Here is a 21,135-nt window from a genome sequence, read left to right as displayed (position 1 = left end):
TAGATATCGGTCTCATCGTCTACGAGGGTGGGCACGGGAAAAAAGTCACCGGTCCGGAGCACCCACAGGCCCGTCGTTCGAGCATTGGTGAGTTTCGTAATTCCGACGACCTTCGACGGCAGACCGACTGCCGTGGTCGGAAACGGCTCTAACGGGCGAGTCAGACACCCTTTTGGCACTGCCGCGTACTCGTGTGGACATGAAGTCGAACGGCGGATCCGACGCGGCCAAACGCCGCGCCGGCGAACGGGCGGCCGAAGACGTCGAAGACGGCGACGTCGTCGGTCTCGGCACCGGCTCGACGACCGCACACGCGATCAGGGCACTCGGCCGGGGCGTCGAGGACGGTCTCGAGATTCGGGGCATCCCGACTTCCTACCAGTCCCGACGGCTCGCGATCGACGTCGGCGTCCCGCTGACGACGCTCGAGGAGGTCGACGGAATCGACCTCGCGATCGACGGCGCAGACCAGATCGCAGACGGCGACCTGATCAAAGGCGGCGGCGCGGCCCACGCCAGAGAGAAAGTCGTCGACGCGGCGGCGGAGCGATTCGTCGTCGTCGCAGATCCCTCGAAGCTCGCCGACCGGCTCGAGCGGGCCGTCCCCGTCGAAGTGTTGCCCGACGCCCGTCCGGTCGTCGAACGTCGCGTCCGCGAACTCGGCGGCGAACCGGCGCTCAGAGCGGCCGAACGGAAAGACGGCCCCGTCGTCACCGACAACGGCAACCTCGTGCTCGACTGTGAGTTCGGCGAGATCGACGACCCCGACGCGCTGGCGACGCGACTGTCCGCGATCCCGGGCATCCTCGAGCACGGCCTGTTCGTCGACCTCGTGAACGCGACCTACGTCGGAACTGAAGGCGGGGTCGAACGGAGAACGTACTGATCGGGTGTACGAACGGGTACGCGGTCTTCCCCTCGTTTTTCGGAGCAAGCGACGATTCCGGTGGCTGTCGCCCCGCTGTGGCCGGCTGCGACGGAACGAGCGTATTCGGATGATGAAGAACGTATCGAGAACGTTCGAACTGTGTATACAGACTTGGGTCGTCTGTAATCGATAACAGCCGCTTCTATCACCGAAGCGCTTAACACAGATCGTATTTAATCGATACGTATGTCATCGAATTCGCTGGTCGGACGCATCATCGACGCACTCACCGGCAAAACGGGGGCCGAGGACGACTGTTGCTGTGGCGTTCAGATCGAGGAAACCGAATCCGAAAACTGACCATGAGTGACGGAACCGACCTCGAGGATTCCCTTCCCGACCGACTCGAAGAGGCTACGACGTGTACGCTGCCCGAACTCCGGGACCGACGCGTCGACGAGGAACGGCTAACGCGCCAGCACCGCGCGTTCAAGGCGCTGGCGAACGACCACCGAATCTGCATCTTAGAGGCCTTGCGCGACGGTGAGCTCTGTGTCTGTGAACTCGAGGCGATCCTCGATATTCCACAGTCGACCGTCGCTACTCACCTCGGACGGCTCCGGGAGGTCGGACTGGTCAACACCCGGAAATCGGGTAAGTGGACTTACTACCGGATCGCCGACACGGCGACGCTGCAACTGCTCGATCTCGCGGCCGCACTCGAGACGACCGATCCCGACGAATGATCGAGCTCCCGGCCGACACGCTCGCCGAGTCGTGGGACTACTTCGTCTACCTGCTGGTCCGGCTCGTCCCGCTGTTTATCGGCGCGTCCTTTCTCGTCGGACTGGTCCAGGAGTACCTCCCGCCGGAGCGCGTCGAGGCGTTTCTCAAGGAACGCAACCGCGGTTCTGGCAACGTTGCGGCCGCCGGGCTCGGCGCCGTGACGCCGTTTTGTTCGTGTTCGACCGTCCCCGTTCTCGCCGGCCTGCTGGGTGCGGGTGCGCCGCTTGGACTCGCGTTCTCGTTTCTGCTCGCCTCGCCGATCGTCAACTGGATCGCCGCGTTTCTCCTGTTGGGCATTTTCGGACTCGAGATCACCGTCATCTACGTCCTCGCCGCCCTGATCGCCGCGATCGTCGGCGGGCTCGTTATCGAGTCGCTCTCCCTCGAGCGGTACGTCAAGGACGTCCAGGTGACGGCAGGGAACCGGACGATCACCACAGACGGCGGGACTGCGGGCTGCTCCGACGACGGACCCGCCGGCTGTTCGTGTGCCCTCGAGCAGCCCGACCGGAGCCACCGCGAGCGGATCTCGACGGCCGGCCACGGGGCGCTGTCGTTCTTCCGGGAGACCCTTCCGTACCTCCTCCTGGGAATCGCCGTCGGTGCCCTGATCCACGGTGCGGTCCCGCAGACGCTGCTCCAGCGCATCGCCGGTCCCGAGAACCCACTCGCCGTGCCGCTGGCAGCGCTTGCCGGCGCGCCGCTTTATGTCAGTCTCAGTGGGATGCTTCCGATCGCGGCAGCACTGGCCGACCAGGGGATTCCAATCGGAACCGTCCTCGCGTTCGTCATCGGCGGTGCCGGTGTGAGCGTCCCGAATTTGATCCTGCTCAACAAGCTCTTCGAGCGGCGACTACTTGCGATCTACGTCGCAACCGTCGTCGCCATCGGAGTCGTCGTCGGCGTTGGATTCAACGCGGCGCTTGCGGGGCTCGGCTAGGCGAAATCCGACGGACGGCCGGCGTCGTCCGTCGCCGACGACAATGGACACCTTTTCACGCCCCTATCGCACACTGCGTGATGGAGACGTACGAGATGCCCGAAACATCCGACCGGAAGGACGACCACATACGAATCATCGAGGAAGAGGACGTCGAAACCTCGGGGACCGGCTTCGAGGACGTCGAACTGGTCCACGAGGCGCTGCCGGAGATCCACCGCGACGAGATCGATACGTCGATTTCGCTGTTCGGCCACGAGCTCGCTGCGCCGATCGTCATCGAGAGCATGACCGGCGGGCATCCGAACACGACGAAGATAAATCGCAACCTCGCCGCCGCCGCCGAGCGGACCGGAATCGCGATGGGCGTCGGCAGCCAGCGCGCCGGCCTCGAGTTAGACGACGAGGAGCTACTCGAGTCCTACACCGTCGTGCGCGACGCGGCCCCCGACGCCTTCCTCTACGGTAACGTCGGCGCGGCCCAGCTGCTCGAGTACGACGTCGGAGACGTCGAGGAGGCAGTCGAGATGATCGAGGCCGACGCGATGGCGGTCCACCTCAACTTCCTGCAGGAAGCGGTCCAGCCCGAAGGCGACGTCGACGCCCGGGGCTGTCTCGAGGAGATCGCCGGCGTCGCCGAGGAACTGTCGGTCCCCGTGATCGTCAAGGAGACGGGCAACGGCATCTCCCGTGAGACCGCCGAACGCCTCGCCGCGGCGGGCGTCGACGCGATCGACACCGCCGGGAAAGGCGGCACCACGTGGTCGGGCATCGAGTCCTACCGCGCCGCGGCCGTCGGTGCGACTCGCCAGGAGAAAGTCGGCAAGCTCTTTCGCGCCTGGGGCGTTCCAACCGCCGTCAGCACCCTCGAGGCTGCAAGTGCCCACGACACCGTCATCGCAAGCGGCGGCGTTCGATCGGGCATGGACGTCGCGAAAGCGATCGCACTCGGCGCGACGGCGGGCGGGCTCGCGAAGCCGTTTCTCGGCCCCGCAGGCCGGGGCGAAGAGCCCGTCGTCGAGCTGATCGAGGACCTCCGTCTCGAGCTCATCACGGCGATGTTCGTCACCGGCTCGGCCTCCATCAGCGAGTTACAGGAGACTGACTACGTCGTGCTCGGACGGACGAGGGAGTACCTCGAGGAGCGCAGCGACCGGTGATACGGATTGCTGTACCGATGTACCGGGGCAACCGCGCCTCGTCTTGCGGTGTCCCCGGTACGGATGTACAGCAGTCAGTATGAGACCTTCACCACAGCCGACACGCCGTCGACTCGAACCGGACGACATATACTAGCCGCAGCCGCTACCGGGACGTAATGCATCGCATCACGCTTGGCAACACCGTCTTCGAAGGCGAGAACAACGCCTACCTCTTTTCGGGCGAGCAGATCGTCCTCGTCGACACCGGCGTCGCCGTCTCAGAGTCACGGGCCGACCTCGAGGCCGGCCTCGCCGAACACGGGCTCGAGTTCGCCGACGTCGACGCCGTCGTACTCACTCACTATCACGCCGATCACGCTGGTCTGGCCGGCGAGATCCAGGCTGCAAGCGGGGCGACAGTCCACGCCCACACTGCCGACGCACCGCTGATCGCGGGCGTCGAGAGCGCGTGGGACGACGTCCGCGAGACCCACCGACGGCTGTTCACGGAGTGGGGCATGCCCGAGGACGATCGCGAGGACTTACTCGCATACCTCGAGAGCGGAGCCGAACTGCGCGGTCCGGATCCCGCCGTCGAACCGTTCGACGGCGGCGATCGGCTCCAGTTCGGCGACCTCGAACTCGAGGCCGTCCACGCGCCGGGTCACGCCGCTGGCCTCGCGATGTTCGTTCTCGAGACCGACGAGGTCCTCACCGGCGACGCGCTGTTGCCCGTCTACACGCCCAACGTCGGCGGTGCCGACGTCCGGGTCGACAGGCCACTCGAGCGCTACCTCGAGACGCTCGAGGCGATCGCCACGGCGGGCTTCGAGCGGGCGTGGCCGGGTCATCGGGACCCGATCGAGGACCCTGCCGGACGCGCTCGGACGATCATCGAACACCACGAGGAACGAGCCTACCGGGTGCTGTCGGTGCTCGCGGAACACGGACCGGCCGACGCCTGGACGGTGAGCGCTCACCTCTTCGGCGACCTCGAGGACATCCACGTCCTCCACGGCCCCGGCGAGGCCTACGCCCACCTCGAGCACCTGACGCGAGACGGGGAGGTCGAACCGACGGACGAAGGATATCGAATCACCGACGACGCAGCCGATCGGCTGGCCGATCGGTCCGACGGTCGCTGGCCGCTCGCGTCGCTCGAGGTCGACTGATACGGAGTGCTGTACCGACGTCCCGGTACCGTCCGTCGACCACCGTCAGCCGAGACACACCGGATCGACCTTCAGGAACTCCCGTGCGACCACCGTCGCGTAGGAGCCTTTCGGCAGCGCAAACGAGAGCGTCAACGGATCCTCTTCCAGTTCGAGATCGGTCCGGACGAGGATCGCCCGGCGGGTCCCAGTCGAGTGAAACTCTCCCGGCAGGTCGAAGTCGCCGGGCTCGAGTCCCAGCTCGTCGAGGACGTCCCGTTCGAGTTCGCCTTGCTCGCCGTCGGCGAGTTCGGTCTCGGTGCCGACAAGCGGCGCGGTGACGAACGCCCGCCCACGCTCGCAGTGTCGCGTGACTGACCCGACCCGTCGTTCGTCGACGCACTGGGTGCGGTCGGGATCCGGCAGGGCGAGTCCGTCCGGCGCGTCGGTGTCGGAAAAACAGACGACGTCACCCGCCACGGGGCGATCGAACGGGAGTCCGCGCTCGAGACGTTCGCTTAGCATCCGGTTGAAGGCGTACGACTGGGCGGCGTGAACCAGCAACCGCTGGAGATTCGAAGGGAACCGCTCGAGGGCGGCCCGGAACGTCTCGGGACCCGGCTCGCCGGTGCACTCGGCGAGTTCGTGCAACAGCGACCGCTCGTAGCGCAGCCGGTCGGGAAATCGCTCGAGCGCTTCGGTCCAGTCGTGGGTCTCCTCGACGAACTCGCGGGCGGCCTGTGTCTCCGCCGGTTCGGCGTCGGCCGGATCGCCGAGATACGCCATGACGGCCCCTTCCCAGTCGCTCCGGACGATGGCGAGACCGACCTCGTGAGTGATCGGGCGCTTGCTACCGAATCGCTGCTGGCCGAAGTAGTTCGGGACGCCGATCGACGTCGACTCGCCGTCACCGCCGTCTCCGTCGTCCCCGAGGCCGCCGAAGCTCGCGAGTTCGGCCGTGATCGTCGCTGCCCGCTCCGGATCGTCGGGATCGCTGACGACGAGTCCGAAGGCGTTTCCCGCGAGATCGCCGAACTCGAGGCCGCGCCCGGCTCGGCCGAGTACCTCGATCGTTACGCCGGCTATCTCGGGAAGGTCGCCGGGATCGGTGCCGTAGACCGAAAACAGCTGCGTCGTCACGGCGTACTTGTCTTTCGTCCCGGCCCAGTCGACCCGCTCACGGCTTACGCCGAGTGCGTCCGACAGCCGCGCGGCGAAGTCGTTGGTGTCCCAGCCCGACAGCGTCGCCCGAAACACGAGGTGTGGATAGGCGTCGGGATCGGCGTCGACGGGCTCGGTGTCGAACCGCTCGAGTTCACGTACGCGAAACTGGTCGTCGCTTCCGCGCAACCGGCCGCCGACGCCGTCGGCGTCGCTGACGTAGTACTCCATGCCGACGGCCCGTTCCGTGGGGTGGGCTGGACGCATCCGTGGTAGCGATTCGGCCCCCGCCGGTAAAGCGGTTCGTTCTCGCGGCGTGGCGGTTCGATCGGAGCCGTCACGAGCCGATCACAGCAAGGCCACGAGGACGACGATTGCGAGACAGCCGTGCCAGACGGCGGTTCCCGCGGCCACGCGTGGATCCGTCGGCGGCAGCGGTGGGTTCCGAAACAGCGCCTCGTAGAGGAAGACGGTCGCGACGAGCGCACCGGTACCGGCCCCCTGGTAGAGTTCCACCACCGGATGGAAACTCGCCGCCACGCCGAGCAGTATCGATCCGGCCATGGCGACGAGAAGCCGTTCGTAGTACCCGAACATCGACGATGTGTGGGTTCGGTGGTCGAGACAGAAAAGCGTTTCTCGCGGCAACCCCCTTCCTGATCCGACGCTCTAAATAATAGAGATAACTTATAAATATATAACCCTGTTTGTTTACCAAACAGTGGTATACATTCCTAGGATAATTATTAAGTGGGGGGATGTAGTAGTATCAAATAGAGGGATCGAGTATGACCGTGGTAGACGTCACTCGTCGTCGTACCGGCCCAGTCGTGGAGGGAACGGTGTACGACTACCTCCTCGGGACGATTCCGGTACCGCTGGTGCTCGGAGCCGCGATCGCGTCGGCCATCGGCGTGTCGGTGGCCTACGGCGTCGGCGTCGGTGCGGTCGGCTCCGCACTACTTGTCGCGTACGCGCTGTGGGGCGTCGACCCGACGAGTGCCGAGCCGCCAGCGGACGACGGTTTGTCGACAGACGACACCACGGTCTCGCCCGTCGCTGACGACTGAGCGCGACGGGACCAGCGTCCTGACCGCCCGCCACTACGCGTGTTTTTCGATCCGAGACGCGGAACGTAACGATTGTTTTCGGTAGCGTAATGCCGAATTATCCGGCGCGAGCGACGAGCGGCTCGTGCTCTCAGTCCAGGGAGACGGCCTCGAGAGCGACGCGGTCGGCTCCGCCGACGTCGTCACCGACGGCGAGATCGACGGCGTCGTCGGTGCCCGCACCCGGGAGAACGATCACGCCGCCGGCGAGCAACGGTGCAACTACGCCTGCTGTCACCGTCCGATGATCGGACAGCGGCCCGGCGACGGCGACGCGAGTCCCCTCGTCGATCCCGTACGCCGCGACGAGGTTGCCGGCCGCCTCGAGGACCGCCTCGTGTGAGACGGTCCACTCGCCGTCGGAGAGCAGTGCCGTCTCGGGGTCGATCTCGACTGGCGGAAACGACGGATTCTCGCTCCACAGGCCGGTGTCGAAGTAGTGGACGTCGGGTCGATCGGGTTCGTCGCCGTAGCCCACGCGCTGGGCCCCCCGCGGGAGATCGTAACTTTCGAGGTCGTCGACGGGGGCGACGAGCGCTCGAACCGACTCGTCGTCGCCGAGTTCGGTCGGCGGATCGAACCGGGTCGTCCCCTCGAGCAGCGCCGTCCCGAGAAAGGCCAACAGGGCGAGCGGACCGGCACCGACGACGCCGACGGTCACCCCAGCCCGGACGCCGCTGTGACGCAGGAAGTTGCCCGACTTCCAGGCGGTAGTACAGAGCCAGTGGTAGTCGTAGCTCCGGCCCGTCGCGTCCTCGAGCGCCGGTCGATCGCTCCGTCTGTCCCGCGCCAGGAGGTTCTCGAGCGCTACCGCGTCCATACCGGATCGTTCGACCGCGAGGAGAAAAACGCGCCGACTCGAGCGACCCAGCCGAAATTGGAACCCCAAACCCCATACCATTCGGCCGCATACCCCTGCCCAATGGCGAAGTGTGACGTGTGTGGGAGCGAAGAAAGCATGCCGTACAACTGTCGGCACTGTGGGGGGACGTACTGTTCCGAACACAGGCTGCCGGAGAACCACGGCTGCTCCGGGTTGCAAGATTGGAACGATCCCGGCGGCGTCTTCGACAGTGGCTTCGACGACAGCGTCGGCGACCGCCGGTCGACGTCTTCGAGTCTCGCCGACAAGCTCCCGATCGATACGGGTCCCGGTGGACCGCTCGCGTACTTCCGGGGGAACGCGACGTACGCCGTGCTCGTGCTGATGTGGATCACCTTCGCAGCCCAACTGTTCGTAACCGCCCTGTTCGGCGTTGGGGTTGCACGGACGCTGTTCGTCCTGACGCCCCAGAACCCCGAGTACGTCTGGACGTGGTTCACCTCGATCTTCGCACACGGCGACCTGATGCATATCGTCTTCAACAGCATCGTGATCTTCTTTTTCGGCCCGCTCGTGGAGCGGTACGTTGGATCCCGGAAGTTCTCGATCCTGTTTCTCGCAAGCGGTGCGCTCGCGGGGCTCGGCCAGGTCGGCATCCGGCTGCTCGAGGGCGGAATCACGCCGACGACGCCGGGCGTACTCGGTGCGAGCGGTGCCGCCCTGGCGATCATGGGCGTACTGACGATCCTGAATCCGAACCTCCGGGTGTACCTCTTTTTCATCCTCCCGATGCCGCTTTGGGTCCTCACGGCCGGGATCGCTCTCCTTAGCCTCGCGTTCATCGGCGGGGGTGCTGCGGGGGCATTCGACATCGCCCACGCTGCCCACCTCGTTGGCCTCCTGATCGGGCTGGCTTACGGCGAGTACGTCAAGCGAACCCAGAACGTTCGCACGCCGAGTCAGATCCAACTCGGTGGTGGCCCCGGTGGCCCGGGCGGGCCGGGCGGTCCAGGCGGCCCTGGCGGTCGCGGCCCGTTTTGAACGGCGCTCGCTCGAGTACGCGCGTTAGACATACCATCCGATGACATCGCCACGACCCGATCTCGCACCCGATCCCGAACTCACGCGAACGGAGATGAAAGCCCTCCAGCGCGAGATCGCACGCGCGGCCGTCTTCGAAGACGACCACGACCTCGGGGTCGATCCCGCGGCGCTTGCCGATCCGCTCGCGGCGACCGCGAGCGGGGACCCGCCGATCGTCGCCGGCGTCGACCAGTCGTTTCTCGACGACGACCGTGGGCTCAGCGCGATCGTCGCCATGCAGGCCGGCGAGGTGATCGAGCGCGTCCACGCCGTTGCCGACCTCGAGATCCCCTACATCCCGGGACTGCTCTCCTTCCGGGAGGGCGGGCCGATCCTCGCAGCACTCGCGGAGCTGTCGGTCGAGCCCGACCTGTTCCTGTTCGACGGCAGCGGACGCATCCACTTCCGGCAGGCCGGTATCGCGACCCACATCGGCGTCGTCTGTGACGTTCCGAGCGTCGGCGTCGCCAAGAGCCTGCTCTGTGGACGACCGCGGAAGGGCCTCGAGAACCTGCCGGTCGGTACTCGGGTCCCGATCGAGGCGACCGAACGGGTCGAGGCTCCCGAAGGGACCGTACTCGGCTATGCGGTCCAGACGAGACAGTACGACTCGCCGAACCGCCACATCAACCCTCTCTACGTGAGCTCTGGTCACCGCGTCGGCCCGGAGACCGCCGCCGACGTCGCCCTCGAGCTCGCCTCGACGTACAAACTTCCCGAACCGATCCGGCTGGCCGACGGCTACGCCGACGAGGCGAAAGCCGAGTACGAGGAGAGCTCAGCCGAACGAGAACGTATTTAGCGAGCGGTGATCACGCTCGCGTATGCCTCCAGCCGCGATCCGAGCAGCCAGGCGATTCTTTCGGTCCCCGCGAACGTTCTTTCGTGACCATCCGCGTGCGAGAAGCGCCGCCGTCGGCTTCGTCGTCGTCCTCGCGTTCGCGTTCGCACTCGCAGGAAGCGTCGTCTACCTCGGTGGACTGCTCGCCGACACGACCGACGCGACCGTCACCGTCGACAATCCCGACCGACCGCCGGAGTGGGTGTGTGACGGCCCCTCTCCCGACGTCGGCGACATCGACGACGGCTGTGACGAACCCGAGACGATCGAACGCGACGCCGGCGCGATGCTCCGGGAGGCCGCCTACGACCGTACCGCCCACGCCTTCCTCGGTGGGCTCTTGCTCTGGCCGATCGCCGGAACGACGCTGTTCATCACGGCACGCCTCTCGGGTGGTGACGGCGGCTACCTCGACACGCTAGGCGTCGCCGCCTGGGCCGTCGTTCCCGAGTTCCTCCGGCTCGTCGTCGCCCTCCTCGGGCTCCGGTACGCCCTCGGTCGACTCGAGCTGACCGGTCCGGTCGAGAGCTACCCCGACCAGCTGCTGGCGGCGCTTGCCTCGCTCGAGACGCCGCTTTTGCCCGTAACGGTCGTCGTCTTCGTCTGGCAGTGGGTTATCCTCACCGCCGGCCTCGAGGAGACCCACGGTCTCTCCCGGACCGCTGCCGGAGTCGTCGTCGGCGTGTTACTGGCGCTTTGGGGTGGCGCGATGGTCGTCACGTGAGCGCAGTCGGTCTCGATCGATGGACACGACGAACCGAACCGTCGGTACTTAGGTAGCTTCGCGTGAACGTCTCGCGTATGGCAGGGACAGCGGACGTCGAAGAGGCGGGCTCGTCCCGCGAGGACGGGTCGCACTCGAGCGACGACGAACCGCCGTCGGGGACGACCGACGAGGACGCGCCGACCACGGCCGACGAGGGTCGCTACACCCGAAAACGCTGCGTGCTCATCACCGGTTGTTCGTCCGGCATCGGCCGGGCGACCGCACGCGCGTTCCTCGAGGACGACTGGCTCGTGGTCGCGACGGCTCGCAACCCGGACGACATCTCAGACCTCGCCGAGGCCGGCTGCGAAACGATGGCGCTTGACGTCACCGATCCCGACCAGGTCGCGACCGTCGTCGAGGAGACCGTCGAACTCGGGGGTGCGATCGACTGTGTCGTCAACAACGCGGGCTACGCCCAGATGGGGCCACTCGAGGACGTCTCCACCGTCGACCTCCACCGGCAGTTCGACGTCAACGTCTACGGTCCTCACCGGCTCACCCGGGCCGCCGTCCCGCACATGCGCGCCCAGAGTGACGGACGAATCGTCAACGTCTCGAGCGTCCTCGGACGGATCGCCTTCGCCGGGACGGGCGCGTACTCGGGCTCGAAGTTCGCCCTCGAGGCGATGAGCGACGCCTTGCGTGCCGAACTCGAGGAGTTTGGCATAGACGTGGTGCTCGTCGAGCCCGGGCCGGTGGACACGCAGTTCGTCGACCGGGTCGAACAGGAGCTCCCCGACGGACAGACGCCCGCATACGAGAAACTGTACGAGATCTACGACGACGCCCAGCTGATCGGTGGCGGTGGACCGCTCGCCGTCAACTCCGACGAGGTGGCCGCGGCGATCGTCGATTCGGCGACCTGTGCGGAGCCGCCGGACCGGTATCCCGTCGGACCGGTCGCCGAGTACGGAGTCTACGCTCGATTTCTCCCCGCCCGGCTGCGGGACGCGGCGTACGGCCTCCTTCGAAAGCTCGTCTGAGTGGGTGATCAATTGCGGACTTGCGGATAGCTACTCGCTTCACACACCTGTCTCAGACTGGACATTTCCATTGGTGCGTGCAAGATACAAAGCGTGTATCGGCCACTCCACTGGACTTGTTCAAGACGATCCTTCCCGATAAATGGGTCCCGTCACAAACTCGTCTAGAGTTCGCCTCTGGTAGCGTCAACTGACACCTCCAATGTCATGGCTGTTTTGGCTGAACGCTCGAGCAGTTCGTCGGCGAACGCCGCGAACTGCTCGGAATCGGCATATCTCACGAGATTGAGCCAGAGGAGCGATTCTAAGCCGGACTCTGTCCATCTCATCCACTGGTTTTTACACCGCTTCGAGATTTCGCCCATGGCTCGTTCAACCACGTTCGATGTCCACAGAACCTCTTGTCCCTCGAGTGCGAGTTCGGCGAATGTGACGGTTGCTTGTGCCCATTTTCGGAGGTACGCCGCTGCTTTTGGAGAGTCCTGTTGCTCTAAGCGCCACGCCTCCTTCGTGAGGTTCTCGAGCGTTTGGTCGATCCGCTCGCGGATCGCCAAACGCTCATTCCTCGATGCATGGAGCGCAACCGAGTTTTTCAGATGGAACAAGTCGTTTGTGACGTCTGAGGCGATCGCTTTCCGCGTTTCGAGCGAAAAGGTACCGTCCTTCCACAGCTTGTATCCAAGCGTTCGACCGACATGAACGAGATCGAGCTGATGAGATCGATAGCTGGTCTCGAAGGCGTCGACGAGGGATTCCTCGGCGTCACTGACGACCGTCGCGTCGTCAGTGATCGCCTCGTTCTCTTCGAGATCTTCTGCTGTATCGTCCCACGGTTCGTTGACATTGACGTCTAAGAGCGTGGTTTCCGCGTTGTCTTCGGTGATCTGTCCGAGAGTGACGTTGACGTCGTGGTACGTGCAGTGATCGTCCTGGCTATGACACTTCGTTCCGTCAGGAACGACAGTGTCTGCATTCGTCCCAGGAAGCCGATCACGAACGAAGTCACCGAGTTTGCTGCCGTACTCACGGACTCGGCGGTTGATCGTGGTTCTCGAAGGCATCGGAGTGAAGCCGTCGCCGTGGGCAACGGCATCACGAAAGCTGAGCGACGTAGCGAGTTCGGTACTCTGGAGCGAAATATCCTCTTGATAGATGCGCTGCCCGTCGAATTTGATGAGATCTTCGAGAGGGCGGAAGTAGGTAGGATCGTCACCGGTGGCAGCGGTGTCTTTGACGTGATGAAGGGAAAATTCGTGCTCTCCTGCGGTTGTCACAGCTGTTCGTGTTGTGGTTCCGGCGCGCTGGAAACGGCGATCGCCGTTTCCGCGCGCGTGTTTCTCCCCACAGTACGCCTCGACGAGGCGCTCGTCGAGGCTTTTGACAAGCTCCTCGAGGATCGTCGCCTCGAGGTGAAGCTCTGTGAGAGATTCAGCGAGAGTGGCAAGCGGTAGCGTTTTGTCTAAGTCGATGCTAACCGTGACTTGCGCGTCGATTGTGGCGTGCATGGGTCACTTCGGGGTAGGTACCAGAGGTGACCCTGTTTCCACAGGAGTCAGTTACGACTCTAGACGAGTTTGGGACACGACCGATAAATGACTGAGGGCAGTACGAACACTCGTCACCCTGGGACAGTGAGTGTAACAGGGAGCGGCCGAACGTTAATATCCATCAACCTAATAGAACAAACATGGTCGCTGATCACGTCACGAGACGCACGTTCAGTTTCGGTATCGTCTCCGTTCTTGCACTAGGTTTTGGTGCGAGCCAACCCGGGACAGACGCTGCTCGGTCTGATTCCACGACTTCGGAGTCACCCGATACTGGCGTATCGACTGAAAATGAAGCGATACCCGCCCGAACTGAGGAGCGAAACGGTGAGTCGGAGCAAATGGAAGAAGTGCTCGCTAGGGCGCACGAACGGCTATGTACCTGTCCGACGTGTATGGGCAGGTTCTGATTTGGTTTGTCGGACGGCACTGGCCGTATATTCGAGAAGTGGACCACCAACGACACACGGCTATTATGTGACGTATAACTACTAGCGAAAGCAGACTGCCGTCGCCTATGTGGCCATGGGAACACGCAGTAATGGGCTATCTCGTTTATTCGCTGTTTTGTCACCTGTACTACCGGGATTCACCTCGTGGACTCGAAGCGTTCGCGGTCGTGTTCGGCTCCATTCTGCCGGATATCATCGATAAACCGCTGGCGTGGGAGTTTGGCGTCTTCGAGACGGGATATGCGCTCGGACACTCGGTCTTCTTTGCCGTCCCACTGACGATCGTCGTCGGAATGTTCGCGCGATCACATGGACGTTCACGGGCGGGTCTCGCCTTCGGGGTAGGCTATCTCCTTCACCTTCCTGCCGACGTGACCGACGGCTACGCTAGAGGAAGCGGAGAACTCGATTTCGGGATCATGCTCTGGCCACTTGCCCAAGGAGAAACCCACGGGCATCATCACGGGTTCGTTGATGAATTCATGGTGCTCTTTGCTCGATATCAGAGAGAGTTGCTGGCAGGCGACCTCTCGACGTATATTTGGATTCAGATCGGGATGGGGGCCTTTACACTGCTATTATGGCTGTATGATGGTGCCCCCGTTCTCCGTGAGTGCTGTCTGGGACTAAAGCGACTTTTCGGTAGGGTCGTGAGTTGGAGACCTGCCGATCAAAACCGATAACGATGTTTTTCCCGTTTGGGCCTCTGAATAGCCGTCTTGTTGCTATAAGAGGAAGACGATACCGTATAGGGAGTTCGAACCGTTGAGTGGTATATACACCCGGTCATGGACCAGTCAACGGTCGCGTGGACTGAACGACCGACTGAACCCGTATCGAGGCCACTCCCGGCAGCCGACTGTTGAACGAATCATGACCGGGTGTATAGAGACGGTCGACGTTGAAACGACACTGCGGGTTCGAGTAGCCTTCTTGTCGCGAGCGCGCGAACGTCTCCTCATGTTCACTCACAGGGGCCGACACGCGAGTACCGACGCACACGAGACCGCACTCGACTGTCTCGAGGCCGGGATCCGTGCCTCGCTCCCCGCCGAGGTCGTCTCCGACGCAGTCTCGCTCGCGGACGCCGAACTCCGTATTCACGACGCCGCCTACGACCTCGCAAGCGTCGACCGGATCGTCGTCCTCGGCGGCGGCAAGGCCGCAGGCGGCGTCGCACGGGCGCTCGAGAACGTCCTCGGCGACCGACTCGCCGGCGGTATCGTCGTGACGACAGCGGGGGCGAACGCCGACCGCGTCGACGTCCACGAGGGCGATCACCCGACGCCCAGCGAGCGAAACGTGGCGGGAACCCGACGGGTGCTCGAGTTCGCCCGGGATGCCGGCGAGGAGACGCTCGTTCTCGCGGTCGTCACCGGCGGTGCGAGCGCGCTGTGGTGTCGACCGGCCGACGGCCTCTCGCTTGCAGACCTGCAGGCGACCACCGACGCCTTGCTCGCGTCGGGCGCGTCGATCGACGAGATAAACGCCGTCCGCAAACACTGTTCGGCGATCAAAGGCGGCCAGCTCGCACGCGAGGCGGCCCCCGCGACCGTGGCGACGCTCGCGATCAGCGACGTCGTCGGCGACGATCCCTCGGTGATCGGCAGCGGACCGACGGTCCCCGACCCGAGCACGTTCGAGGACGCACTCGAGGTGTGTGAGCGATACGACCTCGAGGTTCCGGACGCCGTCGCCGGCCGTCTCGAACGCGGTGTCGCGGGCGAGTTCGCCGAGACGCCGGGACGAGACGATCCGGCCGTCAGACGGGCCGGCTGGCACCTGCTCGCCAACGCGCGGACGGCGATCGACGCCGCTCGCGAGGCCGCCCGAGAACGAGGTTACGAGACGATAGTTCTCTCGAGTCGTATCCGTGGGGAAGCCAGCGAGGCCGGCCGGTTCCACGCCGCAGTCGCCGAGGAAATCGCGACGGTGGGCGATCCCGTCACGCCGCCGGCCGTCGTGCTCTCAGGCGGCGAGACGACGGTGACGATCCATGGCGACGGGACGGGCGGACCGAACCAGGAGTTCTCGCTGGCTGTGGCCCTCGAACTCGCTGCGACCGACACCGACGCCGTCTGTGGCAGCGCCGACACCGACGGAATCGACGGCCCGACCGACGCCTGCGGGGCGATCGTCGATCGCGAGACGATCGACGACGCGAGTGAGGCCCGAGGGGCGCTCGCGGACAACGACGCCTACACCGCACTCGAGGACGCCGATGCGTTGCTCGAGACGGGTTATACGGGGACGAACGTCAACGATCTCCGGGTGCTGGTGGTCGACACGTAGGCGTCAACGATCTCCGGGTGCTGGTGGTCGACACGTAGGCGTCAACGATCTCGACGGTCGCGGTCGTCGTCGTCGACGTCCCACGAGGTCGACTCCGGCTCGTCCCAGGCCTCCGTCCCGTCGTCCCACGTATCGTCACCCTCGTCCCACGGTTCGTCGTCCCACGGTTCGTCCGTCGTGTCGCCGTCGTCCGGCTCGTCGACGGCCCGGTCGCGGTTCTCGAGGTAGACGCGAGCGTAAGCCAGCTCGACGAGCGGTCCGACGATCGCCGTCACGACGGCCGAGACGGCGACCGTGACGGCGAAGAACGTCTCGTCGAGACCGGTGAGGAGGGCGGCCACGCCGGTCGCCACACCGAAGACGAGCGCAGCGAGGATCGTAATGCCGAGGAGTTTGAGCAGGTTCCCGCCGGCGGCGTCCCAGCTCGCGTCGATGCTCTCGAAGGTGTCCTTGCGGTCGATCACACAGGCGGGAAACGCAAGCGAGAGTCGCAACGCGAGGTAGATGCCGGGGATGATGAGGAGAATGAGCCCGATTGTGACGGCCACGGCGTAGATGATGAAGATCCCGATCAACGAGAGAAACTGATCGACGACGGTCTCCGAGGCACTCGAGAGATCGACGGTTTCGCCGAAGCCTTCGTCTCTAGCCACCAGGTGTGAGAGTCCGTCGACGTACAGCATCACGAACAGTCCCACGATCGACAACAGACCGGCCAGCACGCCGAGTTCGCCGAGCGCGTTGACGATTCCCAATGCGAGATACGCGACGATCAACACCGGGTTCTGTCCCAGCCAGCTAGCCGCTTCCCGTACGGTGGCGATGCCGCCTTTTCGGTCGAGTGTCGTTGTCACGAGTGACGATAGTCAGCGCGAACGAATAAACGGGCCGAAAGCGTGCCGCGGTTACTTTATCGTCGTGTGTTCTGACTCCTCGTTGAGCGCGAGGTTGGCCGCAATCTCGGCGTTTCGCATCGCGTACTGGGCGGTCTGTTGGAGACTGACGAGCACCTCCCTGACCTGGAGCAGGTTCTCGTTGTCCATCTCGGGCAACCCGTCGAGAATCTCGCGTTCGCTGTCGCTGATCTCGTCGAACAGCTCCCGGACCTCGATGGTCTTGTCGTAATCGCGGGTGACCGCGGCCTCGACTGCGACCGACGTGATCTCGTCGACGAGGTCGTTCAGCTCGCGGATCTGTCGGATCGTCGACTGCCCGACGTCGAGGGTGTTGTCGTCGGCCTCGAGCATGATGTGGGCGATATCTTCGGCGTTGTCCGCGGTGAGCTCTAAGTTCTTGGCGATCGAACGGTAGCCGATAAGCGGGAAGCCGTTATCGAGTCCGACCGCACGCGCGAGGTTCGGGTTCTGGTAGGCAGTGAAGATCAGCCGGAGCAAGAGCACGAAGATCTTGTTCGCCTGACGCTCCCGGTTGAGCGACCGCTGTGCGAGGTCGGGGTTGCCGTGTGCGAGCGCTTTGATCGCCTCGCCGCGCATCGTACTCCCAGTGCGCTCGAGCCGTTCCAGTAAGTTGTCGAGCGTGAAGTCCTCGGGATCGACCGAACACCGGATGGCGATGCTTTCGGGCGTCTCCTCGATGACGCCGAGACCCATCAGCTGCGTTTCCGCCTGGTAGACGGCATTTATGTGCTCTGAGTCGAGCGTTTCGCCGGACTCGATGCGGATGATCCGTCGACCGAGGACGTACTGGGCGACGATCGCACGCTCGACCGCCTGGGCGTCCAAGTTGTCGGCGTAGATGATCGCCTCCGTCTCCTCCGAACTGGCGGACTCGGGCATCACCGTCAGGGTTCCTTTCCCACCGGTTCGAAGCGATACCTCGTCACCTTTCTCGACGCCGTGTTCCGAGGCCCACTCCGCAGGCAGCGTCATCGCCAGCGTTGATGGACCGAGCCGCTGCACTTTCCGCGTTTCCATGACATGGGGTAGGAACCTCCGTGCCTTAATCTTGACTATATTCCAATTATATTCCCTCTCATGTGGGTAATGCATCTAGGCAAGCGCGGCACGACGAGGAGCCTTAAACAATGTCGATTATATAACCTCGACGAGCCGCGTCGTGAACCTGCCGGTTCGGACCCGTAGCCACCCCCGCAACGACTCGTCGACGTCCTCGTCGTCGGTGTCGACGCGCAATGTGTCGAGGTCGTCGAGCTTCTCGCTCGAGGCGACGACTTCGATCTCGTCGGCCCGTTCGATCACGGCCGGCGAGATCTGGTGATTACCCCGTCCAAAGATAAAGCCCTGGCCGCCGATCGGCGAGACGACGATCGTCACCGGATCCGCGAGGACCGCGAGGATGTCGTCCTCGCTCGCGTCACGTACCACCACCTCGCCGTCACGCCAGACGTCGACCCCGAGCGGCGACGGATCGACCCCCAGCTCCCGCTCGATCGAACCGACCGTGCTACCGGGGCCGAAGACGTAGGTGCGGTCGGGTTCGACCTCGCGAGCGAACCCCTCCGCGAGCGCGTCGACGCTTCCGCTCGCGAGCTGTTTGCTCGACTGCAGGTCCTCGGCGACCGGGACGGGAACGACGGCCCGCAGCTCCGCGCGAACCTCGCCCTCGCGGTAGGCTTCTTCGTCGATATCGTTCACTTCCCGGTCTTCGACGCGGTCGAAGTCGGCGGCGATCCGGCCAGCGTCGGTCGGCGTCACGCCGAACACCGACGAGTACACCTTCACGCCTGCCGGCACTCCGAGCATCGGCGTCTCCGCGTCTTCGTCCTCGAGGACGTCGGCCACGTCGACTGCCGTCCCGTCGCCACCGACGAAGAGGATCAGGTCGACGCCGCGTGTGATGAACTCCCGGACGGCGACTCTCGTGTCTGCGGCAGTCGTCTCCTCGCCGTCGGGTTTGGAGACGACCTCGGGATCGTAGCCCGCCGCGCGGGCCTGGCGTGCTCCCATCTCACCACCGGCTGCATAGACCGTGAGGTCGGCCTCGCGCCGAAACAGCGCCTCGAGTGCCTCGCGGGCCCGGTCGGGTGCCCGTGGCTCGGCTCCGAGCCGACGCGCCTCCTCGACCTTGCCGTCGGTACCTTTCAGCCCGACCCGGCCGCCCATCCCTGCGATGGGATTGACGACGACGCCGATGCTGTCCATGTGTTCTCGTTCACACGTCGACCCAAAAGCGATGTGGCTCGCGTCGACCCTCGGCGACGGCCCGCAGCCGACGTCGTCCTCGCGACGGTGACGTTCCTTCCAGAAAGTAATTCCCGTATTAATCGCAAGACGTCGCCGTGATCGAACACGTGGCTCGTCCGTCTCGAATCCCGATCGCTCGGCGTCGTAGTCTCTCGATAACAATACTCGAGTCCGTGAATATCTCGATAAATGACACTCTCTCGCCGCGTCCGACGGCTGTTCGAGAGCCGCTCTGTGGAGGGCTGTTACGAGTGTCGCAACTGCGGTCGCGAGTTCGAACTGAACAGACAGGCCTGTACGCGCTGTGGCTCGTTTCGAATCGAACGCTCGTCGTACGACGACCTCATCGGATCCGACTAATCGGCCCGGCCTTCGACCTCGACTTCCAGGTACTCACAGTAGTCCCGGTCGGGATCGAAACAGTCCGGACACTCCGCCCGGCGGTCGATGATCGTATCGAGCCGTTCGGCGACAGTGTCGTCGATGACGCTCTCTAAGGTCCGTGCCTCCTCGCGGAACTGTTCGACTTCGAGGACGTTTGCGAGGAATCGTTCGATGATGCAGTAGGTCTGGAGGGCGTCGTGGGCTCGCTCGAGGCCGTCGTCGGTCAGGGTCGCACCCTTGTACTTCTCGTGTTCGACGAGCTCTCGGTCCTCGAGTTTGCCGATCATCTCGTTGACGCTTGCGGGACTGACCTCGAGCATCTCCGCGAGTGTACCCGTCGAGGCCGGTCCGTCTTCGATCCGCTGTGCGAGATAGACCGCCTTGAGGTACTGGTCGGCCGTGTTCACGCCTGATCACCGTCCGTATCCGTCGGTACCCCCATCATGCTCGTTGCTCCATGATCTCGGTCACTTCCTCGGCCCCCTCTTTCTCTTCTTCGCGAATGTCACGGAGCGTCTCGAGGACCCGATCTCGATCGACGGCGAATTCGACGTCTGCAGCCTCGATCGCCGCGATGAGATCGTCGTAGAACTTGTAGGCCGTCTCCTCGTTACAGAGCTGATCGTAGAGAACGCCGTCCGTATCTTCGGGCGGCCCGTAGCGAGCGTCGACTAAGGCGTTTATCTCCTCGTAGGGGACCGTCTCGGCCTCTAGCTCGTCGATCAGCGCCTCGAGGCGCTCGCGGTGGTCGGCGGATTCTTCGGTCGCTTCGGCGAGCAGCTCCCGGACCTCCTCGTCGATCGCCTCCCGTTCGTGTTCCGGGAGGGACTCGAGGTGGTGGGCGGCGCGTGACTCGACGACTTCCTCCAGGACGACTCCGATCTGGAGGAGCCGGGCGAGCTGGTGGTCGCTCGAGACGCGCTGTCCCAGACTCATAGAGGGTTTTCAGGGCCGGTGATACTTATACTGTCGGACGTAACTGTGTGAAGATTCTCGCCACCCCGAGGCGGCGAGAATCTTTCACGACTTACGTCCGGCAGTATTAAACTGCCCCTATGCCGATTCACAAATCTCGAGGAAGTTCTCGAAGATTGCTTCGCCCTCTTCGGTGTGGGCGACTTCAGGATGCCACTGGACGCCGTAGAGGTCACGATCGGTGTTGCTCATGGCTTCGACGCCACAGACGTCGCTTCGGGCCGTCCGGTCGAACCCCTCGGGAACCGTCTTGACCTCGTCGGCGTGGCTCGCCCAGACGCGGGTCTCCGGGGCGAGCGAGCCGACGAGCGGATCCTCGTCGTCGAGAATCTCGACGGAGACGTCGGCGTAGCCGCCGTACTCGCCTTCGTCGACGCGGCCGCCGAGTTCGTCGGCGATGATCTGCATGCCGAGACAGATGCCAAGGACGGGTCGGTCGTCCTCGAGGTACGCCGCCGATCGGCCGCGTCGCTCGATGTCGGGACCGCCCGAGAGCACGATTCCGTCGGCGTCGACGTCTTCCGGCGGAGTATCGTTGTCGACCAACGCGACGTCGACGCCGAGGTCACGAAGCGCCCGGCGCTCGAGGTGGGTGAACTGTCCGTGGTTATCTACCACGACGATTCTGGTCATTGACGGCCCGTAGCGACCGGGCGGACAAAAGC

23 protein-coding genes are annotated in these 21,135 nt (G+C 64.3%); 13 read left to right on the top strand and 10 right to left on the bottom strand.

Annotated elements, in window-relative coordinates; translation table 11 throughout:
• Positions 1–199: 199 nt before the first annotated feature.
• From rpiA to QQ977_RS02635, 5 genes are all read left to right on the top strand, one after another.
• Complete coding sequence (gene rpiA / locus QQ977_RS02655) at positions 200–886, top strand: ribose-5-phosphate isomerase RpiA (protein ID WP_285927375.1); 687 nt, start codon at positions 200–202, stop codon at positions 884–886.
• A 344-nt stretch (positions 887–1,230) separates the two neighbouring features.
• Positions 1,231–1,614 (top strand): ArsR/SmtB family transcription factor, encoded by a 384-nt coding sequence (locus tag QQ977_RS02650; RefSeq protein WP_285927374.1) that lies wholly within the window; start codon positions 1,231–1,233, stop codon positions 1,612–1,614.
• Positions 1,611–2,594, top strand: a complete 984-nt coding sequence (locus QQ977_RS02645) for a permease (RefSeq protein WP_285927373.1) — start codon at positions 1,611–1,613, stop codon at positions 2,592–2,594. Before QQ977_RS02650 ends, QQ977_RS02645 begins: the two co-directional genes overlap by 4 nt.
• Before the next feature lie 95 nt (positions 2,595–2,689).
• Positions 2,690–3,754 carry a type 2 isopentenyl-diphosphate Delta-isomerase gene (fni, locus tag QQ977_RS02640; protein WP_285928735.1) on the top strand — a complete coding sequence of 355 codons (1,065 nt, stop codon included), beginning with the start codon at positions 2,690–2,692 and terminating at the stop codon, positions 3,752–3,754.
• Positions 3,755–3,912: 158 nt separating this feature from the next.
• The gene (locus tag QQ977_RS02635) at positions 3,913–4,908 is read left to right on the top strand and encodes an MBL fold metallo-hydrolase (RefSeq protein WP_285927372.1); all 996 of its coding nucleotides are present in this window, start codon (positions 3,913–3,915) and stop codon (positions 4,906–4,908) included.
• A gap of 45 nt (positions 4,909–4,953) precedes the next feature.
• Here the strand turns inward: QQ977_RS02635 and truD are convergent, their stop codons facing one another.
• The gene (gene truD, locus QQ977_RS02630) at positions 4,954–6,315 is read right to left on the bottom strand and encodes a tRNA pseudouridine(13) synthase TruD (RefSeq protein WP_285927371.1); all 1,362 of its coding nucleotides are present in this window, start codon (positions 6,313–6,315) and stop codon (positions 4,954–4,956) included.
• A gap of 81 nt (positions 6,316–6,396) precedes the next feature.
• Entirely contained in the window at positions 6,397–6,645 is a 249-nt protein-coding gene (locus QQ977_RS02625; protein WP_285927370.1) for a hypothetical protein, read from the bottom strand.
• 191 nt (positions 6,646–6,836) lie between these two features.
• On the opposite strand from QQ977_RS02625, the gene QQ977_RS02620 reads away from it, so the two are divergent.
• A complete protein-coding gene (locus QQ977_RS02620; RefSeq protein WP_285927369.1) occupies positions 6,837–7,118 on the top strand; it encodes a hypothetical protein in 282 nt (93 codons plus the stop codon).
• Positions 7,119–7,248: 130 nt separating this feature from the next.
• Here the strand turns inward: QQ977_RS02620 and QQ977_RS02615 are convergent, their stop codons facing one another.
• A complete protein-coding gene (locus QQ977_RS02615) occupies positions 7,249–7,977 on the bottom strand; it encodes a hypothetical protein (protein ID WP_285927368.1) in 729 nt (242 codons plus the stop codon).
• Between the two features lie 102 nt (positions 7,978–8,079).
• On the opposite strand from QQ977_RS02615, the gene QQ977_RS02610 reads away from it, so the two are divergent.
• The 4 genes from QQ977_RS02610 (at position 8,080) to QQ977_RS02595 (ending at position 11,656) form a co-directional block, all read left to right on the top strand.
• Positions 8,080–9,021 (top strand): rhomboid family intramembrane serine protease, encoded by a 942-nt coding sequence (locus tag QQ977_RS02610; RefSeq protein WP_285927367.1) that lies wholly within the window; start codon positions 8,080–8,082, stop codon positions 9,019–9,021.
• 40 nt (positions 9,022–9,061) lie between these two features.
• Complete coding sequence (locus QQ977_RS02605; protein ID WP_285927366.1) at positions 9,062–9,865, top strand: endonuclease V; 804 nt, start codon at positions 9,062–9,064, stop codon at positions 9,863–9,865.
• Between the two features lie 22 nt (positions 9,866–9,887).
• Positions 9,888–10,628 carry a Yip1 family protein gene (locus QQ977_RS02600; protein ID WP_285927365.1) on the top strand — a complete coding sequence of 247 codons (741 nt, stop codon included), beginning with the start codon at positions 9,888–9,890 and terminating at the stop codon, positions 10,626–10,628.
• Between the two features lie 77 nt (positions 10,629–10,705).
• Positions 10,706–11,656 (top strand): SDR family oxidoreductase, encoded by a 951-nt coding sequence (locus QQ977_RS02595; protein ID WP_285927364.1) that lies wholly within the window; start codon positions 10,706–10,708, stop codon positions 11,654–11,656.
• 164 nt (positions 11,657–11,820) lie between these two features.
• Here the strand turns inward: QQ977_RS02595 and QQ977_RS02590 are convergent, their stop codons facing one another.
• Complete coding sequence (locus QQ977_RS02590; protein ID WP_285926620.1) at positions 11,821–13,161, bottom strand: ISH6 family transposase; 1,341 nt, start codon at positions 13,159–13,161, stop codon at positions 11,821–11,823.
• A gap of 559 nt (positions 13,162–13,720) precedes the next feature.
• Between QQ977_RS02590 and QQ977_RS02585 the strand changes: the two genes are divergently transcribed.
• Both QQ977_RS02585 and QQ977_RS02580 read left to right on the top strand, forming a co-directional pair.
• Positions 13,721–14,338 (top strand): metal-dependent hydrolase, encoded by a 618-nt coding sequence (locus tag QQ977_RS02585; protein WP_285927363.1) that lies wholly within the window; start codon positions 13,721–13,723, stop codon positions 14,336–14,338.
• A 277-nt stretch (positions 14,339–14,615) separates the two neighbouring features.
• The gene (locus QQ977_RS02580; RefSeq protein ID WP_285927361.1) at positions 14,616–15,947 is read left to right on the top strand and encodes a glycerate kinase type-2 family protein; all 1,332 of its coding nucleotides are present in this window, start codon (positions 14,616–14,618) and stop codon (positions 15,945–15,947) included.
• 41 nt (positions 15,948–15,988) lie between these two features.
• On the opposite strand, the gene QQ977_RS02575 is transcribed toward QQ977_RS02580, so the two are convergent.
• From QQ977_RS02575 to QQ977_RS02565, 3 genes are all read right to left on the bottom strand, one after another.
• Positions 15,989–16,801: a hypothetical protein gene (locus tag QQ977_RS02575; RefSeq protein ID WP_285927360.1), complete on the bottom strand. Its 813-nt coding sequence runs from the start codon at positions 16,799–16,801 to the stop codon at positions 15,989–15,991.
• A 51-nt stretch (positions 16,802–16,852) separates the two neighbouring features.
• Entirely contained in the window at positions 16,853–17,881 is a 1,029-nt protein-coding gene (locus QQ977_RS02570; RefSeq protein WP_285927358.1) for a phosphate uptake regulator PhoU, read from the bottom strand.
• A 117-nt stretch (positions 17,882–17,998) separates the two neighbouring features.
• A complete protein-coding gene (locus QQ977_RS02565; RefSeq protein WP_285927357.1) occupies positions 17,999–19,069 on the bottom strand; it encodes an ATP-NAD kinase family protein in 1,071 nt (356 codons plus the stop codon).
• 231 nt (positions 19,070–19,300) lie between these two features.
• On the opposite strand from QQ977_RS02565, the gene QQ977_RS02560 reads away from it, so the two are divergent.
• Positions 19,301–19,471, top strand: coding sequence for a hypothetical protein (locus QQ977_RS02560; RefSeq protein WP_285927356.1), 171 nt, complete (start codon positions 19,301–19,303; stop codon positions 19,469–19,471).
• Here QQ977_RS02560 and QQ977_RS02555 read toward each other — a convergent pair.
• The 3 genes from QQ977_RS02555 to QQ977_RS02545 form a co-directional block, all read right to left on the bottom strand.
• A complete protein-coding gene (locus QQ977_RS02555; RefSeq protein ID WP_285927355.1) occupies positions 19,468–19,902 on the bottom strand; it encodes a metal-dependent transcriptional regulator in 435 nt (144 codons plus the stop codon). The genes QQ977_RS02560 and QQ977_RS02555 overlap by 4 nt on opposite strands.
• A 34-nt stretch (positions 19,903–19,936) precedes the next feature.
• Entirely contained in the window at positions 19,937–20,431 is a 495-nt protein-coding gene (locus QQ977_RS02550) for a ferritin-like domain-containing protein (RefSeq protein WP_285927354.1), read from the bottom strand.
• Between the two features lie 117 nt (positions 20,432–20,548).
• Entirely contained in the window at positions 20,549–21,103 is a 555-nt protein-coding gene (locus QQ977_RS02545; protein ID WP_285927353.1) for a GMP synthase subunit A, read from the bottom strand.
• Positions 21,104–21,135: the final 32 nt, after the last annotated feature.

This window comes from Natrialbaceae archaeon AArc-T1-2, assembly GCF_030273315.1.
GTDB lineage: Archaea > Halobacteriota > Halobacteria > Halobacteriales > Natrialbaceae > Tc-Br11-E2g1.
This window is presented reverse-complemented; position numbering and strand designations above follow the sequence as displayed.

What these genes read in the sequence shown, in the direction of transcription:
- QQ977_RS02650 (WP_285927374.1), top strand. Translation starts at nt 1,231, where the DNA reads ATGAGTGACGGAACCGACCTCGAGGATTCCCTTCCCGACCGACTCGAA.
- QQ977_RS02560 (WP_285927356.1), top strand. Translation starts at nt 19,301, where the DNA reads ATGACACTCTCTCGCCGCGTCCGACGGCTGTTCGAGAGCCGCTCTGTG.
- QQ977_RS02590 (WP_285926620.1), bottom strand. Translation starts at nt 13,161, where the DNA reads ATGCACGCCACAATCGACGCGCAAGTCACGGTTAGCATCGACTTAGAC.
- truD (WP_285927371.1), bottom strand. Translation starts at nt 6,315, where the DNA reads ATGCGTCCAGCCCACCCCACGGAACGGGCCGTCGGCATGGAGTACTAC.
- fni (WP_285928735.1), top strand. Translation starts at nt 2,690, where the DNA reads ATGCCCGAAACATCCGACCGGAAGGACGACCACATACGAATCATCGAG.
- QQ977_RS02605 (WP_285927366.1), top strand. Translation starts at nt 9,062, where the DNA reads ATGACATCGCCACGACCCGATCTCGCACCCGATCCCGAACTCACGCGA.
- QQ977_RS02570 (WP_285927358.1), bottom strand. Translation starts at nt 17,881, where the DNA reads ATGGAAACGCGGAAAGTGCAGCGGCTCGGTCCATCAACGCTGGCGATG.
- QQ977_RS02645 (WP_285927373.1), top strand. Translation starts at nt 1,611, where the DNA reads ATGATCGAGCTCCCGGCCGACACGCTCGCCGAGTCGTGGGACTACTTC.
- QQ977_RS02600 (WP_285927365.1), top strand. Translation starts at nt 9,888, where the DNA reads ATGCCTCCAGCCGCGATCCGAGCAGCCAGGCGATTCTTTCGGTCCCCG.
- rpiA (WP_285927375.1), top strand. Translation starts at nt 200, where the DNA reads ATGAAGTCGAACGGCGGATCCGACGCGGCCAAACGCCGCGCCGGCGAA.
- QQ977_RS02620 (WP_285927369.1), top strand. Translation starts at nt 6,837, where the DNA reads ATGACCGTGGTAGACGTCACTCGTCGTCGTACCGGCCCAGTCGTGGAG.
- QQ977_RS02550 (WP_285927354.1), bottom strand. Translation starts at nt 20,431, where the DNA reads ATGAGTCTGGGACAGCGCGTCTCGAGCGACCACCAGCTCGCCCGGCTC.
- QQ977_RS02625 (WP_285927370.1), bottom strand. Translation starts at nt 6,645, where the DNA reads ATGTTCGGGTACTACGAACGGCTTCTCGTCGCCATGGCCGGATCGATA.
- QQ977_RS02635 (WP_285927372.1), top strand. Translation starts at nt 3,913, where the DNA reads ATGCATCGCATCACGCTTGGCAACACCGTCTTCGAAGGCGAGAACAAC.
- QQ977_RS02580 (WP_285927361.1), top strand. Translation starts at nt 14,616, where the DNA reads ATGTTCACTCACAGGGGCCGACACGCGAGTACCGACGCACACGAGACC.
- QQ977_RS02595 (WP_285927364.1), top strand. Translation starts at nt 10,706, where the DNA reads ATGGCAGGGACAGCGGACGTCGAAGAGGCGGGCTCGTCCCGCGAGGAC.
- QQ977_RS02585 (WP_285927363.1), top strand. Translation starts at nt 13,721, where the DNA reads ATGTGGCCATGGGAACACGCAGTAATGGGCTATCTCGTTTATTCGCTG.
- QQ977_RS02545 (WP_285927353.1), bottom strand. Translation starts at nt 21,103, where the DNA reads ATGACCAGAATCGTCGTGGTAGATAACCACGGACAGTTCACCCACCTC.
- QQ977_RS02615 (WP_285927368.1), bottom strand. Translation starts at nt 7,977, where the DNA reads ATGGACGCGGTAGCGCTCGAGAACCTCCTGGCGCGGGACAGACGGAGC.
- QQ977_RS02565 (WP_285927357.1), bottom strand. Translation starts at nt 19,069, where the DNA reads ATGGACAGCATCGGCGTCGTCGTCAATCCCATCGCAGGGATGGGCGGC.
- QQ977_RS02610 (WP_285927367.1), top strand. Translation starts at nt 8,080, where the DNA reads ATGGCGAAGTGTGACGTGTGTGGGAGCGAAGAAAGCATGCCGTACAAC.